This is a genomic window from Candidatus Magnetominusculus dajiuhuensis (assembly GCF_046044395.1).
GTDB lineage: Bacteria > Nitrospirota > Thermodesulfovibrionia > Thermodesulfovibrionales > Magnetobacteriaceae > Magnetominusculus > Magnetominusculus dajiuhuensis.
The window spans coordinates 1-14,758 of record NZ_JBJUSG010000093.1 but is presented as its reverse complement, the minus strand read 5'-3'; the positions used below and the strand labels follow the sequence as shown (position 1 = coordinate 14,758).

Genomic DNA, 14,758 nt, shown 5'->3' with positions numbered 1-14,758 from the left:
TAAAATAATATCCCCACTGCCCAGCGCTACGACCACAGCCCCCCTCAAAAAAAAGGGGGGCTTTACTATTGTGACACAGTCTGCAAGCCGGAATGACGCAAAGGGACAAGCCGGAATGAATACATAGGCATTTTCTGCTTATTTTCCTAACGCGTTTGCCCTGCGATGAGGGGCTGGTTTTGGTAACTTGATATTTATGTAAAAATAACACTTGACAATCAATGCAAGTTGTGGTATGATATTAATCACTGCAACCAATAGTAGCAGTGAACATCGTGCAACTCCTCACCCTTAGTCCTTATACCATTATGAGGGTTGAGATTAAACTATGTGGTTTGCCCAAGGCCCCAAGTTTTAGGATCAGGCTCATGAGCCATCAACTCCGGCTTCAATTGTTGAGCAGGCTGTTCCGGCTTTGGGAGTTATTAAACTGGCACTGAGTGTACTACTGCTGACAATATCAAACAGCTTAGTTTGTTGTGTTTGGCCAGCGGTACGGACAAAGAAAAGGAGAAAAGTCTATGGATACCTTACTTTTGATCGTTATACTGCTTATAGTTTTCGGTGGTGGCGGTGGATATTATGTTAGGAGGCGCTGGTTTTGACCGCCGGTAAAAAACATGAGGAGATAGTAAAAATAGGAGGAGATATAATGAAGAGCATGGTTTTGGCGTCACTACTAGTGTTTTTGGGGTTGGCCGTGTTTACCGGCCATGCCTCTGTGGCTGGTGAGACGGTGGGCGAATATATAGACGACTCAACGATCACTACGGAGGTTCATGCGATAATCCTTAAAGAGCCTAACGCCCATTATTTTAAGATTGATGTGACGACCACTAAGGGAGATGTTATTCTGCAAGGTCTTATTGACAGCAGAGAGACCGAAGCGCGTATTGTGGCAAAGGTCAGAAAGCTCAGGGGTGTGACATCAGTGAAGAGTCTGTTGATGCTGAAAGAGAGTGGGACAGGTCGTCCCGAACACTCTAATAACTGAGTAACTGCGGCTACGGCTGACAGAAAAATTCTTAAAAGGAGAACTACTATGAAATCAAGCATGAAAGACAAAGTCGAAGGCGCGTATCACGAAGCAACAGGCAAGCTCAAGGAAGTGGCCGGGAAAGTCATTGATAATGCCGAGTTGGAAGTAAAAGGCAGAAACGAACAGGCATCCGGCAAAGTTCAGGAAAAGATAGGTGAAGTGAAAAAGGTTATGGGAAGTTAATCTTGTAGAATTTTAAAATCAGGCATCGGCGCGCAGCTTGTGAAACGGCCATGGTCTAACCCTGAGGTTGGCCGTTTCGCCTATGCCCGAAAGGCCATAGATGTATCAGGTGATGTCAAATAACAAAAGGAGACCGTATATGCTGGAAACAATTATTGTCGTACTAGTGATACTGTGGCTGTTGGGATTGGTAAGCAGTTACACGATGGGCGGGTTCATCCATATTTTTCTCGTCGTGGCAGTCATAGTCCTTGTGCTGCGATTCCTGAGGCGGGGATGACGAAGGACAAATGATTTGCCGCATAAAGATAACCGAAGCCATAATTCTCAAAATTAAACAGGGGATTATGACAGTCCCACTATAACAGGAGGTACTAAGATGAAAGGTTTAATTTCTGTAATAATGACAGCGGTGATACTAACAGTATTCAGTGTTTCTGCTTTTGCGCACGATGGTGACGGCTATGGGCGCAAACATTACCGGCACCGCCGTAATCCCGCGGTCAGAGCCGTCAGGTCAGTCGAAAGACATCTTCCCGTTGTAACCGTCAGCACGAGAAGCCACCACAGGCGTGGTCGCGGCCATAACAGAGGTGCTACAACAACAAATGCCCCCGGTGCTTCTGGTTATGCCCCGGGCACTATGATGAGAAACCAAAGTGGCCCCGGTATGAACGCCCCCGGAGCTGTCACAAACGCCCCTGCCGCACCTGGTCTTCCCATGCAGGGAAGGTAAAGGAGTCAACGCTATGAAACGTGTATTCGCCCTTGCTATACTGGCATTATTGGTGTTGGTTATTCCAGCCCCGGTACTTTGCCTGATAAATAAGGCGAACCGTTTAAAAGGCGGGAAACCTTAATTATGGATTTTCCACCTGATAAACGTGGGAACTAACGAGCCTGATACGGTTCGCTCAATAATCGAATGGAGGTATATCACATGAAAACTATCGCAATAACAATGATAAGACCGGTGCTTATCGTGGCGTTACTGGTATTGGCTGCACCGGCAGCCTTTGCAGAAGGAGATTATACGCCTGCTTTTCAGAGTGGAAGCGTCAACGGGATAGATTACATAACGGGTGGCGTAGGGCTGGATGAAAGGGAATCCCTTGATGCCATAGCGAGAGACAGATATAATGTAAAACTGGTCTTCGCGATGACTAACAGGGATTACGTCTCCGATGTATTTGTTGAAATCACAAACAAGAGCGGCAAGAGGATATTTGAAGCAACCTCAGACGGGCCGATTTGTTACCTTAAACTCCCCGCTGGCTCTTATTCAATAAGGGCGTCTTACGAAGGTGTTGTCAGAAGTCAAAGCATTACCGCCGGTGCCACCTCGCGCAACGTAGACTTCAGATGGCAGTGAATTCGGCGCGGTGAGATATAAGAAATCGCCCCTCATGCAACGCGGTCTGGCCTGCCACAGTACCCCCCTGCTGCGTTGCATGATTCGCAACGGCCGTGTCAGCAACTCAAACATTGCCCGCCTTTAGTGCGCAACACCTTAGTCTTCTGAGAAATTATCAATTCACGATGCCTATATCTTTCAACATCTCCATGACCGCCTTTTTAGTTATAGGCTTTATCAGATACGATGTGCAGCCGCCTTTGTGGTATGCGTTTACTATGTCGTCGGGGTGGTCAAGGGCGGTAGCCATTACAATCTTTGCCTCATGTGCTGGCCCATCAAGGCCGTTTTCCCGTTCGTATTCACGCATTTTCCTCAGCGCTTCATTGCCATCCATTACGGGCATCATTATATCCAGACAAATCAGACCATAGTGGGCCTTCTCTTCATGTGCCATTATAAATGCCTCAAGCGCCTCCTTTCCAGTTACCACAATGTCGCATTCGCCGTAACCTGAGAGCATTCCTTGTAATACAGTACGATTGTTAGAATCATCATCGGCTATTAGTATTCTCATCTTTTTCCCCCAACTGTCACACTATTTAAATACAGGATTTTCTGTTTTACCACTCAATTCACCATTATAAAGCTCATATCTGTTTTTACCATTTTCCTTTGCCATGTACATTGTAGGAAGTCTATCATTCAGACCTGAACTGTGTCAATGGGGGCGTTGACGCAGAGCGCCTGAAAGGCTTATAATTAACTATGGAGGTAATTAAACATGCCTGGGACTCATGCGGAAGGTGAAGCGATACGTTACATGGAAAACGCCAGGGAGCTGTTGAAAGCCGCTTCCATTGAAGACAACTTGTACCTTGATAAGAAACCGGTTCGTGAGGCCTTTGGGACGGCTTACCTTGCCATATTGGAAGCCATTAACGAGGCCCTGATAAAGCGCGGGCTTACAGCTAAACAACTACCCAAGTCTGTGGAAGGCTATAGAGACGCCATGCAAAAACACCTTGCCGTCAACAACGGTAAACTTCTCAGAGAGTTTGGCAGCCTGTACGATAGTCTGCACATTGCCGGTTACTATAGAGGACTGCTTAGAAACGTAAACGTTGTCAAAGAAGAGATGAAAAGCGCAGATAGGTTTATTAAGAAGCTCTTGCACTAACCGTCGCCAATATTATGATAATATAGCAAATGTTTTTATTGTCGGGCATACCTGTCCAACTTCTTACGGCATTTGCCGTGGATATATGCGTAGGCGACCCGGTCTGGTTTCCCCATCCTGTGAGATACATGGGCGGGTTGATCGGGTTTTTGGACAGGCGCCTTAGGAAACCGGCAAGGACGCCGCTTTACAATTTGACAGCCGGAGCGGTTGCCGCTGCCATCACCGTTGGCCTTACATACGGGGCCGCGTATCTGTTTGCCGAAGTATTTTTATCGCCCCTCAGGCAGTATATGCTGTTTAATACTATTTCCCTCTACGATGTTACAACAGGCGTAACCGGCTCATTGGCGCTGGCGTATAACGGGCTTATCAAATCGGTACTACTGGTGAGGGACAAACTCCAGGGCGCAGACGACGAGGGGGCAAGGGCCGCGCTGTCGCTGATTGTAGGCAGAGACACAAAACCACTGACGCGCGAAGGCATTGCGAGGGCTGCCATAGAAACAGCCGCGGAGAATACCTCAGACGCCGTCATAGCGCCGCTGTTTTACTTTGCCATTGGCGGCCTGCCCCTTGCAATTGCGTATAAAGCGATTAATACGCTTGATTCTATGATTGGCTACAAAAATGAAAAATATCTGTTTTTTGGACGAGCCGCCGCCCGGCTTGACGACCTTGCTAATTACATCCCCGCGCGACTTACTGGTGTTGTTATGGTTATATCGGTGTTTGCAATTAATATTGTTAAATTGTTATGTTACAGGCCAGGGGGAAAACGAGCAATGAGCAAAGGAAGTGCAGACAGCGCCTCCAGCTTCACAAGCGCGCTGATGACCCTAATAAGAGACGGCAGAAACCACTCAAGCCCCAACGCCGGTATCCCGGAGGCGGCGATGGCCGGGGCGCTTGGCGTAAGACTTGGAGGCCCGTCATACTATGGCGGTACACTGGTCGAAAAACCATATATCGGCAGGGCAGACCAACCTGTGAACGCGTCAACCATAACCCGTGCCGCCACAATAACCGCCGTGTCCTCTTATATCGGATTAGTGGCGGCGGTTGCACTTGCGTTTTTACTTCTACTGTTTGGAGTGGCTGCCGCTGAGGCGGGTAATCCCCGGCCACTGCCTGGCAACATCTTCACTGAAACCAACAACACATTTAACGTCCTGCTGGTAGATAAACATACCAGTGAACTGCATGTAGTGGAAGTCAAAGACAACCTGCCGCGCATTGCCAAAAGCTATGGCGTCCTGCACGGCAGAAACGACGGCGACAAGCTCAAAGAAGGAGACAACAGAACCCCTGACGGTTTTTATTATATAACAGACTTTATACCACCGACGAAACTCGACAATACCCTCTACGGCGATGGTGCCTATACGCTGAATTATCCAAATATGATGGATAAAATAAGGGGCAAGACCGGCCACGGTATCTGGATACATGGCCGCGGCCCGGAAAGAAATAACGAAAAAACACAGGGCTGCGTCTCCTTATCAAACAGCGATATGGCGAACCTTAAACCTGACATCTTATCAGAGACGCCTGTAATCATCTCTGATAGCCTTGAGTTGCTGAGCCTCGCGGACTACGCACAACGCAAAAAAAAATACATGGATATGTTTAAGGCGTTTATCTTATCATGGGAAAAAGGTGACTTTAAGGGTTTTATAAACTACTTCGACGCCGGATTCAGGAGCTATGACGGCCTCTGTGCGGAGAGTTACCTCAACAGAAAGAAACAACTCATGCTCAGCAACCCAAAACGAAAGATAATCACTTCAAATGTCAACATTTTTAAAGATAACACCACTAAACTCATGTACGCCTTCGACCAGCTCTACTGCACCGCCGACACGTTGTCCTATGGCCACAAGCGGCTCTACCTGCTGGCCAAAAAAGATACGGGCTACAAAATCGTAGCCGAGGAGTTTACAAAACGAGAGGTACAACCGCTGATTGAAGAAAATGTCATCTCAACCGTCAATAGATGGAAGGCCGCATGGCAGGCTAAAGACATAGAAAAGTACATATCCTGTTACAGCGGCTCATTTAAATCAGGCAACATGGACATAAAACAGTGGAAAGCACACAAAAAAGATGTTTTTAATGATGCTAAATCCATCGAAATCAATCTCACAAACCTGAAGTTGAAGACCGTCTCACCCATGAGAGTCGTTGTCTCGTTCAGGCAGGAATACACCTCCGGGAGTGTCAAAGACAAGGGTATTAAGACACTAATACTAGGCGGCTGTCCGGGGGATTACAAGATAGTGGAAGAGGCATGGAGCGGTGCGTGAGCAGAGAACCCTATGATAGCGCGGTACGGCGGTTGACAGGATAGCAAACAGTGCCAAAGTGGCACAATAAAGTGGACAATATTCATATGCAGTGCCATTATGGCACTATCGTTTTAATCTATTAACATTGGGAGACACATGTGGAGCTGAGCGTATTGGTTGTAGAAGAGCGGGAGAGGGCGGTTTGGGAAAAGGCCAGAAATTATTTGAAGAGAAAAAAAATTAAATTATATTCCGCGTCTTCCCTGAAGGAAACCTACAAGATTTTAAATAGAGAACCCGTGAATATCGTGCTGTCTGACTTTAATCTGAAGAATATCAATAGCCTCAATTTCCTGAAAAAAATAAAGACAATCAGGCCAGATGTGGAGATAATTTTTCTTTCAGAGCGTGTGCCGCTTTCTAAGGCGATGGAGGCGATGAAGGCGGGCGCGTATGATTTCTATGAGTTTCCCATTAATATGAAACTCCTGATGACGGTGATTGAAAAGGCGGCGGAGAAGCAGACCTTGTACATAGAGAAGACGAAACTGGAGAAGAAGTTCAAAGAGCGCGTAAACTATGGAAACATAGTCGGCAGGAGCAAGGCCATGCAGTATATCATAGACATAGTTGGCTCTGTGGCGTCAAAAAACGTAAACATCCTGTTAACCGGAGAAACGGGCACGGGCAAGGAGATGATAGCCAACGCGATTCACTACAACAGCAACCGCTCTGCAGGTCCATACGTCAAGGTCAACTGTGCCGTGTTCAATGAAGGCATTTTAGAGTCAGAGCTTTTTGGGCACGAAAAAGGGGCGTTTACGGGGGCTGCTGCAAGGAGGCTGGGGCGTTTTGAACTGGCAAACGGCGGCACGATATTTCTTGATGAGATAGCGGATTTACCGCTTGGCACGCAGATTAAGCTGTTGAGAATCCTGCAGGAGAAGGAATTTGAGCGTGTCGGCGGCAATGAGACCATAAAAGTGGACGTAAGGGTCATTGCGGCCACAAACGGAGACCTCAGAAGGCTTATTGACGAGGGCAAGTTCAGAGACGACCTGTACTATCGCCTCAATGTGGTCAAGATTGACCTGCCCGCGCTCAGGGAGAGGATAGAGGATTTCCCGCTTTTGACCAGCTATTTTATCAATAAATTAAACGAGGAGAAGGGCTATAAAATAAAGGGCATATCAAAAGACGCGATGCAAACACTGCTGAGTTACCAGTGGCCTGGAAACGTAAGGGAACTTGAAAACGCCCTGGAATCCGCGATGGCGCTGGCAAAAAAAGACTTTATTGAGGCCAGCTATCTACCGGCGTTTTTACTGATGTCAGAGCCTCAGCACAGTGACTGCTATCGAATCTCCAACAACCTCACACTCGCCGAGGTCGAACGTGAACTCATACGCCTGACCCTTGATAAGACAAATGGGAACAAGACCGCCGCCGCCAAGGCCCTAGGTATCGGCCTCAGAAGCCTTCACAGAAAGATAAAGGAGATAAAATCGGGTACGCCGTAAAGGCAATCATTGATAAGCTAAGGGAGGATACTAAAATGCCATCGAAGGACGAACCAAATAGTAAAGATGCAGAAACAATTAGTAATAAGGCCGGACTAAGCAGTGAAATTGACAGGTTGATCAATTTAATCCGAACACGCTCCACATCGGTGTTTACACTCTTTTTTTTACGACCGGAGGCAGAGCAGAAGACTAAAGCCTTGTATAGCGCCTGTATCACACTAAAAAAGAAAGTAATTGCCGCAGACGATGCAACACAGAGCCTCATGGACCTTGAAATGGAATTTCTCGAACTGGAAATCATGGGTAAGCGAAGAGCTGCGACTAACAATCTTGTGCCAAAGGGAGTTGGATTGTTTGTTGGAATTATTATATTGTTTTTGGTCCTTAAATATAGATATGATGATGTTACGGCTTTTATAACCATAACTTTAGGTATCAAAGACCTTGGTCACGAGCTAATACGTGCGATAGTATTCGGCATAGCGGGCGCTTTTGTCTACCTTTTTATGTCTCTTTTGTCACGCCCCCCTGTGACTGATGCAAAAGATCAATTGGCTAAGATTATTGATTTCATGATAAGGCTTCCTTTGGCAATTATTGCCCCAATAATTTTAGTTGTTTTGTTATTTAACCCTGACGGAACAATAATAGAAAAGATTAAGCCAACGCCGGAATTACTTAGTTTCTTGTGTGGGTATAGTGCAAAGCTCATCATGGACGTGTTAAATAAGCTCGTCGAAAAAGTCACCAAGATGATAGGAACACTATAAGGAGCATCCTTCGGCAGGCTCAGGATGATTCGATTGTTGAGAGTTGACACTCAAGGATGATTCAGGCAGGCTATTCTGACGCAGCATGGAAGGTGGGAATTCGGGAAACGCGGCTTCAGCCATGATCGTGCGCGGGGCAATCGTGCCATATTGGCACTGTGCTGGATACGCCCGAACAGTCCGCACCGTGGAAAAGCCGGTACAAAAGCAGTAAAAGTCATGGATTTGCCAACCTTAAAGAATATTTAGTGCTGGCATGAATATTGCATTCAACGCATAGGCGCAGCAAATCCTTCACTTTGGAGGATCAATACACTGAGAACACACGGAGAAAGATGAAAAACACTACACTTTCGCAGGAGGAAGAACCTCCAAGCTTGCAAAGCGCGCAGTTATTCGACTACGATGTGCACGAGACCCTTGAGCCATCTAACTCGATTATCCGCAGCCTTTGGCCCTCCGTCACCGCCGACGACTGGAATGACTGGTACTGGCAGTTGTCAAACAGATTAAGATCAGTATATGCACTTTCGGCTTTACTCGATTTGAAACCTCAGCAGATAGCGAAATATAAGCAGTTAATAGACAAGTACCACTATTCTATAACCCCTTATTACTTGTCTTTGATTGATTGGACCGACCCGCGTGACCCGATAAGGCAGCAGTGTATCCCCGACTTTAAGGAGATAGATTATGTAAACGTCGGTGATAAAGACCCGCTTGAGGAGGAAGACGACACTCAGGTTGCTGGCCTTGTGCACAGATATCCGGACAGGGTGCTGATGCTGGTTACGAATTCATGCGCCATGTACTGCCGCCACTGTACCAGAAAGAGGATATGGCAGGATGGAGAGACGATAAGGAGCAAGAAAGACTTGCTTGCAATGGTGAACTACGTTAGAGGCGTGCCCGAGGTAAGAGAGGTAATCATATCCGGGGGCGACCCGCTGACGATGAACATAGAGACGTTGGACTGGTTTTTGGGGGAGTTAAGGACAATTCCACACCTTGAGGTGATAAGAATAGGGACGAGAATCCCTGTTGTGCTACCGATGAGAATAACCGATGAGCTTGCCTCAATGTTGTCCCGGCACAGGCCGCTCTGGATAAACACGCAGTTTAACCACCCGCGCGAGATAACGCCGGAGGCGCAGGAGGCCTGTGACAAGATTCTAAGGGCAGGCATACCGGTGTCCAACCAATCCGTCCTGCTTAAGGGCATAAACGACTCTGTTGAGACAATGAAGGCCCTTTGCCACGCCCTTCAGAGGATAATGGTTCGGCCATATTACCTGTACCAGTGCGACCCTGTGAAGGGGGCTGAGCATTTCAGGACAAGCATCTGGAAGGGGATAGAGATAATTGAGCAGATGCGTGGGTTTACGGGCGGGCTATGTGTGCCAACGTTTGTGGTTGACGCACCGGGTGGTGGCGGCAAGGTGCCGCTTCAGCCGTTTTACCTCCTTTCGGCCTCTGATGACGAGGTGATTTTAAGAAACTACGAGGGGATGATTATCAGGTATCACAATCCCATTGACAAAGACCCCAAAGAACGCCCGGCCCGGCCATCCAAAAAATGTAAAGTCCCGGTTGACGCGGCACGCTACAAAAGAAGAACAGAAAAAACCCTGTTTTCTGACAAGGCGCAATGAACATCGGCCTGACGTTTGACCTCAGAAGGCAATACGAGCAGATGGGGCTGTCCAAAGAGCAGACCGCAGAGTTTGACTCCGAGGAGACGATAGATTGTCTTGACCAGGGCATTAAGAATGCCGGGCATGAGGTATCAAGGATAGGCAATATCAAAAGCCTCGTAGAGAAACTTGCGTTGGGCATGAGATGGGACCTCGTCTTTAACATCTCTGAGGGTCTGCATGGCAGGAGCAGAGAGGCGCAGATTCCAGCCCTGCTTGAGGCCTACTCTATCCCATATACGTTTAGCGACCCGCTTACGCTTGCCCTGTCATTGGACAAGGCGATGGCAAAGGCCGTAGTGCGCGCAGCCGGTGTGCCGACGCCGGACTATTTCGTAGTAGATTCTTTCGAAAGGGCTGCCTTGCCGCCATTGAAGCGCTTCCCGCTATTTATAAAACCACTTTCTGAGGGTACGGGCAAGGGGATTGATACCGCCTCTATTGTCGGCAACGAGACAGAATTCAAAGAGCGCTGCGAGTTCGTCCTAAAAATGTACAACCAGCCGGCCATCGTGGAGGAGTACCTGCCGGGCAGGGAATTCACCGTGGGAATTTTAGGCACGGGCAAAAATGCGCGCGCGGTGGGGACAATGGAAGTAAAACTGCTTGATAACGCCGACCCGCTGGTGTATTCATATGCCAATAAGGAGTTCTGCGAGGAGAGGGTCAAATATGTACTCTGCCGCGATGAGGCTATTGTTAATGAGGCGTCAGAGATAGCGCTCATGGCGTACAGGGCGATAGGTGCCAGGGACGCGGGCAGGGTTGACCTAAAGGGGGATGCGGCAGGGCGTCTTTCATTTATTGAGATAAACCCCCTTGCTGGGCTGCACCCGTCACACTCTGATTTACCCATATTGTGTGCCTTAAACGGCATCGGCTATGATGAGCTGATCTCAGGGATAATTCAATCCGCCTTAGAGCGCAGCGAAATAAAACCCCTGGCCGCGGGCAGATGGCAGCCGGACAACTGTGAAAATTGCAGTCGTTCATGAACAAATCATAGAGGGAAGGCCGGACTCCGAGGACCTGCTTGATGAGCTTGCCGTTGTCACCGGTGCGCTGCGAACTCTCGGTTTTCAGTATGAGACCATTGCCCTTGCCGCCGGGCTACGGCAGCTCTATGAGTTGCTTGGGCGTCTGTCAATGTTTTGCCCTGATGTGGTATTTAATTTAGTCGAAGGCCATGAGGCAGGCCAGAGGCTGTTCCCCGCTGTTGCCGGGTTTTTTGAGCTTGCCGGATTTCCTCTTACGGGCAGCCGCTACGACGCTATCCTGACAACGACCAATAAGATTATCTCCAAGTCCATGATGGCCACCGCTGGTATTCCGACACCCGCGTGGCATATTTATGACGGTGTTCCCCTGTCTCTGCCACCGCAATGTGCATACATAGTGAAACCAGCGTGTGAGGACGCCTCAGTGGGGATTGATGACGCGTCTGTGTTTACTGATTGTGAAAGGCTTCTGGAGGCGTTGCCCACGACATTCGCCACACACAGGCAGCCGCTTCTGATAGAGGCCTTTATTGCGGGCAGGGAAATCAACATCTCCATAATTGAACACAAAGACGGTAGGCCCGAGGTCCTCCCGATTGCTGAAATAGTCTTTAAAGACTGGCCACAGGGTAAACCAGAAATAGTCAACTACGATGCAAAATGGCTGCCGCAGTCCTTTGAGTACAATAACACGATAAGGCGGTTTAACCCGGAAGGCATCAGCGCCAGCGATGTCAGGCAAACCGCGTTACAGTGCTGGCGGCTCTTCGGCCTCAGGGGATACGCCCGTGTGGACATGCGGGTAGCCAGCTCAGGGGACATATATGTCATTGAGGTAAACGCCAATCCCTGCATATCGCACGATTCGGGATTCATGGCGGCAGCCGCTCACGCCGACTATACAGAGACAGACATCATCAGAATGATAATCGAGGCATCCCTAAAAAAATGAAAGGACAATCAATTACGTTAAGGACATCGGCCATGCACTCTGACATCGCGCCGGTAAGGCAAATCCTTGATTCAACGGGAGTATTCCACCAGCGGGAGATTGCCGTGGCGATAGAGCTGCTTGATGATAATCTCACAAAGCTGGACCAAAGCGAATACAAGTTTATATTCGCCGATGTTGGCGGAAGGGCGGTAGGCTATATATGTTACGGCCCGATAACGATGACTGAGGCGGGGTATGACATCTACTGGATTGCTGTGCGGAAAGACATGCAGGGCAGGGGGGTGGCCGGGCTGTTGATAGATGAGGCGCAAAGGCGCATAATTGAGACCGGCGGGAAATTTGTGTACATAGAGACCTCCGCTAAAGAGCAGTACAGCCCAGCGCGCGAGTTTTATCTGACACACGGCTACGTATGCGTGGCCACCGTGCCGCACTACTACGCGGAGGGCGACGACAAGGCCGTGTTTATGAAAATTATACGCTGACATGCCTTGTCATTGGCTGCCCATGACGTGGGATATTGTACATGGCAATCGCATTAGAAAATTTCAATAGCCATTTCGTCTTCTGGATTCCATCTTACCTCACTATCGCCTATGGTTTTAAGTTCGCGACCGTTGTTTTTTCCCAAACATTGTCTGATAATCTTATGGTGAGGTTCCCTTATTTTTTTAATAAAGATTTCATCGCCTTTGTCATCGCCGTGTTTAGTTTTCAAAAAATCTGCCATTGCTGTACTTCCGACAATATCCGTAAACATTATGGTTATAGTTTCTTTGGTCAATCCCTTCGTATTCGCCATGCCTCATCACCTCACAAATCGGCTTGTAATAGTCTAATAATAACAAGATTTTATTAGAAAGTTAAAGTTTATTTTTTATTAAATATAGTTGGATTGAAATTAATTAAATCTACGTTAGGGCGTACGCGCTTATTGTCCCTTGCGAAGGAGAGATATTGAGCGGCATAGCCGGTAATTTTGCTGCGCTCTGCCCGCGAATAACTACTTTTTTGATTCCTTTTCGATAATCGCCTTGGCGGTTGCGGCGCGAATCTCGTCCATTACCTCTTTCAGCGCGGCGCTTAGACCCTCCGCCAGGGCTGTGTACTCATCAGACCCTGCAAGCGCGATTCTTTTTGCGTACGCGTTGTGATAGAGGTTTTCCCCATCAGGTGACAGCAAGTCCGTATCAAGCGACAATATGCCATACGCGGTGCCGCCTTCGTCGAACTGCTCAAACCGCGTCAGATTCGCCTTAAGGGAATAAGAGCTTTGTCTCGATGTTATGATTGATATGCGGATATCCTTAAAGAACCCTATCGAATATAACGCCTTTTTCAGCTCCTCAGCAACCATAGTTACAGGCGGCGATTGCCACTTTGAATATTTCAGAATCGTTAACGTATAGGGATTAGACCTCACGGCCACAAAGGGCTGCGACAGGTAACGAGGTGAATCAATCACGATGACTATGGGGATATCCGGCTTGAGTTCGTTCCTTGTTACGTCGTAGTGTATGTCGAGGCTGTATATCTTTGTATTTGGCATCGAACCACATGAAACGACCATTATGGTGATGATAGCCGCAAGTATCGGAAGGCACAATATTTTTTTATTCGTTTTCATTTTCCTTTTCCTTATATATGAAGCTCCATGGCTTGTTTTTGACTTCCTGCAAGACGCCCTGCAGGTCTTCCAACGTCGTGTCTATGTTTTTAATAAGCTCGGTCAGGTTTTGCGATTGGTCATCTAATACGATATTTACAGAGTTGGATGTCTTTGTCAACGAATCGGAGGTCTTTTCGAATGCCTTTACCATGGTTCCAATCCCGCGGATTTCTTGTGTTATCGTCTTTAACAGCACGGCGATTTCACCCTTATTGCCTTTTAATATCTCGTTTAGTTCTTTGAGGACGCCTTCCATCTCCGCAAATGTCTTCGTCAGTGAATGGGAGATATGCTGCATTTCAGTCCCTGCGATGATGACGGTTTTGTTTGCGTTTACGAGCAGGTCTTCGACTTGTTTTTGATTTTGTTTACTGAACATGGCATCAACGTCTTTCAATAGCTTGTCAAGGGATTCTGTTGCCTTGGCCAATTTTACCAGTAAATCCCCAAACCCTACGGTCTCCTCGGACGGTATTGTAGAGCCGGGTTCAATCTTTGCGTTAGCAACATCGCCCAGCGAAAGCCCCATATAGATTTCCCCAACAAAACCTATCTGAGATATCATCGCCCTGGTTCCCTTGTAGAATTTTGTGCCCTTGTTGACACCGAGGACTATGGTCAGGGGTTCGTTGGCGTTATCGGGGATTATTATATTTGTAATCTTGCCGACCCTCATGCCTCCCAATCTTACCTGAGAGCCTATGTCAATGCCGGCAACATCCTTGAGTTTGACATAGTAGAGATCGTATTTGCCTCTTAACAGCCCGCCCCCTACCAGAATCACAAAAACGCTGATAACCAGAAGCGTCGTAACTACCACAACGCCAGCCTTTATTTCGTCTTTAATATATGATGCCATAATTCACAGAAACTCCAAAAGAGGACTATTCTAACATAACGTGGGAATATTTTAACAATGGCCAGCCAAAAAAACAGGGCAGACGCGCTGGAGGCCAGGGCAATCGCATTAGAAACATCCTTTTCTGGATTCCCGCTTTCGCGGGAATGACAGACAACAAATGAACGCCTAAATATGTCAATGCCGCCCTCATTTTTGTCATTCCGGCTTGTCCGGAATCGTGCGCCTGTGAGTGTGCATAGTCAG

General features: G+C 47.8%; 17 protein-coding genes. 13 read left to right on the top strand and 4 right to left on the bottom strand.

Translation table 11 applies throughout. The features are described from left to right. Positions 1-601 precede the first annotated feature (601 nt). The 5 genes from AB7D94_RS12365 (at position 602) to AB7D94_RS12345 (ending at position 2,594) form a co-directional block, all read left to right on the top strand. Positions 602-994, top strand: a complete 393-nt coding sequence (locus AB7D94_RS12365; protein WP_420266196.1) for a BON domain-containing protein — start codon at positions 602-604, stop codon at positions 992-994. 48 nt (positions 995-1,042) lie between these two features. Next, entirely contained in the window at positions 1,043-1,222 is a 180-nt protein-coding gene (locus tag AB7D94_RS12360) for a CsbD family protein (protein WP_420266195.1), read from the top strand. A gap of 139 nt (positions 1,223-1,361) precedes the next feature. Continuing rightward, positions 1,362-1,502, top strand: coding sequence for a lmo0937 family membrane protein (locus AB7D94_RS12355; RefSeq protein ID WP_420266194.1), 141 nt, complete (start codon positions 1,362-1,364; stop codon positions 1,500-1,502). A 99-nt stretch (positions 1,503-1,601) separates the two neighbouring features. Next, on the top strand, positions 1,602-1,958 hold the full coding sequence (locus AB7D94_RS12350) for a hypothetical protein (protein ID WP_420266193.1): 357 nt from the start codon (positions 1,602-1,604) through the stop codon (positions 1,956-1,958). A 204-nt stretch (positions 1,959-2,162) separates the two neighbouring features. Next, positions 2,163-2,594: a hypothetical protein gene (locus tag AB7D94_RS12345; protein ID WP_420266192.1), complete on the top strand. Its 432-nt coding sequence runs from the start codon at positions 2,163-2,165 to the stop codon at positions 2,592-2,594. Between the two features lie 157 nt (positions 2,595-2,751). On the opposite strand, the gene AB7D94_RS12340 is transcribed toward AB7D94_RS12345, so the two are convergent. Beyond that, positions 2,752-3,153 carry a response regulator gene (locus tag AB7D94_RS12340; protein ID WP_420266191.1) on the bottom strand — a complete coding sequence of 134 codons (402 nt, stop codon included), beginning with the start codon at positions 3,151-3,153 and terminating at the stop codon, positions 2,752-2,754. Between the two features lie 207 nt (positions 3,154-3,360). Here AB7D94_RS12340 and AB7D94_RS12335 point away from each other — a divergent pair, with 207 nt between their 5' ends. The 8 genes from AB7D94_RS12335 (at position 3,361) to AB7D94_RS12300 (ending at position 12,469) form a co-directional block, all read left to right on the top strand. Next, complete coding sequence (locus AB7D94_RS12335; protein WP_420266190.1) at positions 3,361-3,756, top strand: DUF5618 family protein; 396 nt, start codon at positions 3,361-3,363, stop codon at positions 3,754-3,756. Between the two features lie 29 nt (positions 3,757-3,785). Then, positions 3,786-6,062 (top strand): adenosylcobinamide-phosphate synthase CbiB, encoded by a 2,277-nt coding sequence (gene cbiB / locus AB7D94_RS12330; RefSeq protein WP_420266189.1) that lies wholly within the window; start codon positions 3,786-3,788, stop codon positions 6,060-6,062. Positions 6,063-6,202: 140 nt separating this feature from the next. Beyond that, positions 6,203-7,564 carry a sigma-54-dependent transcriptional regulator gene (locus tag AB7D94_RS12325; RefSeq protein ID WP_420266188.1) on the top strand — a complete coding sequence of 454 codons (1,362 nt, stop codon included), beginning with the start codon at positions 6,203-6,205 and terminating at the stop codon, positions 7,562-7,564. Positions 7,565-7,599: 35 nt separating this feature from the next. After that, positions 7,600-8,337 carry a hypothetical protein gene (locus AB7D94_RS12320; RefSeq protein ID WP_420266187.1) on the top strand — a complete coding sequence of 246 codons (738 nt, stop codon included), beginning with the start codon at positions 7,600-7,602 and terminating at the stop codon, positions 8,335-8,337. A 335-nt stretch (positions 8,338-8,672) separates the two neighbouring features. Then, entirely contained in the window at positions 8,673-9,989 is a 1,317-nt protein-coding gene (locus AB7D94_RS12315) for a KamA family radical SAM protein (protein ID WP_420266186.1), read from the top strand. Continuing rightward, a complete protein-coding gene (locus tag AB7D94_RS12310) occupies positions 9,986-11,026 on the top strand; it encodes a D-alanine--D-alanine ligase family protein (RefSeq protein WP_420266185.1) in 1,041 nt (346 codons plus the stop codon). Before AB7D94_RS12315 ends, AB7D94_RS12310 begins: the two co-directional genes overlap by 4 nt. Beyond that, positions 11,004-11,981: a D-alanine--D-alanine ligase family protein gene (locus AB7D94_RS12305; RefSeq protein ID WP_420266184.1), complete on the top strand. Its 978-nt coding sequence runs from the start codon at positions 11,004-11,006 to the stop codon at positions 11,979-11,981. Before AB7D94_RS12310 ends, AB7D94_RS12305 begins: the two co-directional genes overlap by 23 nt. Next, the gene (locus AB7D94_RS12300; RefSeq protein WP_420266183.1) at positions 11,978-12,469 is read left to right on the top strand and encodes a GNAT family N-acetyltransferase; all 492 of its coding nucleotides are present in this window, start codon (positions 11,978-11,980) and stop codon (positions 12,467-12,469) included. Before AB7D94_RS12305 ends, AB7D94_RS12300 begins: the two co-directional genes overlap by 4 nt. Before the next feature lie 53 nt (positions 12,470-12,522). Here the strand turns inward: AB7D94_RS12300 and AB7D94_RS12295 are convergent, their stop codons facing one another. The 3 genes from AB7D94_RS12295 to AB7D94_RS12285 all read right to left on the bottom strand — a co-directional run bounded on the left by AB7D94_RS12295 (position 12,523) and on the right by AB7D94_RS12285 (position 14,512). Continuing rightward, the gene (locus tag AB7D94_RS12295; RefSeq protein ID WP_420266182.1) at positions 12,523-12,786 is read right to left on the bottom strand and encodes an adenylate/guanylate cyclase domain-containing protein; all 264 of its coding nucleotides are present in this window, start codon (positions 12,784-12,786) and stop codon (positions 12,523-12,525) included. A 201-nt stretch (positions 12,787-12,987) separates the two neighbouring features. Beyond that, positions 12,988-13,611, bottom strand: coding sequence for an ABC-type transport auxiliary lipoprotein family protein (locus AB7D94_RS12290; protein ID WP_420266181.1), 624 nt, complete (start codon positions 13,609-13,611; stop codon positions 12,988-12,990). Beyond that, positions 13,598-14,512 (bottom strand): MlaD family protein, encoded by a 915-nt coding sequence (locus AB7D94_RS12285; protein ID WP_420266180.1) that lies wholly within the window; start codon positions 14,510-14,512, stop codon positions 13,598-13,600. Before AB7D94_RS12285 ends, AB7D94_RS12290 begins: the two co-directional genes overlap by 14 nt. Between the last annotated feature and the right edge of the window lie 246 nt (positions 14,513-14,758).

Bases quoted from the DNA above. Each gene is read 5' to 3' on its own strand.
- AB7D94_RS12360 (WP_420266195.1), top strand. From the start codon at position 1,043: ATGAAATCAAGCATGAAAGACAAAGTCGAAGGCGCGTATCACGAAGCA.
- AB7D94_RS12355 (WP_420266194.1), top strand. From the start codon at position 1,362: ATGCTGGAAACAATTATTGTCGTACTAGTGATACTGTGGCTGTTGGGA.
- AB7D94_RS12350 (WP_420266193.1), top strand. From the start codon at position 1,602: ATGAAAGGTTTAATTTCTGTAATAATGACAGCGGTGATACTAACAGTA.
- AB7D94_RS12345 (WP_420266192.1), top strand. From the start codon at position 2,163: ATGAAAACTATCGCAATAACAATGATAAGACCGGTGCTTATCGTGGCG.
- AB7D94_RS12340 (WP_420266191.1), bottom strand. From the start codon at position 3,153: ATGAGAATACTAATAGCCGATGATGATTCTAACAATCGTACTGTATTA.
- AB7D94_RS12335 (WP_420266190.1), top strand. From the start codon at position 3,361: ATGCCTGGGACTCATGCGGAAGGTGAAGCGATACGTTACATGGAAAAC.
- cbiB (WP_420266189.1), top strand. From the start codon at position 3,786: ATGTTTTTATTGTCGGGCATACCTGTCCAACTTCTTACGGCATTTGCC.
- AB7D94_RS12320 (WP_420266187.1), top strand. From the start codon at position 7,600: ATGCCATCGAAGGACGAACCAAATAGTAAAGATGCAGAAACAATTAGT.
- AB7D94_RS12315 (WP_420266186.1), top strand. From the start codon at position 8,673: ATGAAAAACACTACACTTTCGCAGGAGGAAGAACCTCCAAGCTTGCAA.
- AB7D94_RS12310 (WP_420266185.1), top strand. From the start codon at position 9,986: ATGAACATCGGCCTGACGTTTGACCTCAGAAGGCAATACGAGCAGATG.
- AB7D94_RS12300 (WP_420266183.1), top strand. From the start codon at position 11,978: ATGAAAGGACAATCAATTACGTTAAGGACATCGGCCATGCACTCTGAC.
- AB7D94_RS12295 (WP_420266182.1), bottom strand. From the start codon at position 12,786: ATGGCGAATACGAAGGGATTGACCAAAGAAACTATAACCATAATGTTT.
- AB7D94_RS12290 (WP_420266181.1), bottom strand. From the start codon at position 13,611: ATGAAAACGAATAAAAAAATATTGTGCCTTCCGATACTTGCGGCTATC.
- AB7D94_RS12285 (WP_420266180.1), bottom strand. From the start codon at position 14,512: ATGGCATCATATATTAAAGACGAAATAAAGGCTGGCGTTGTGGTAGTT.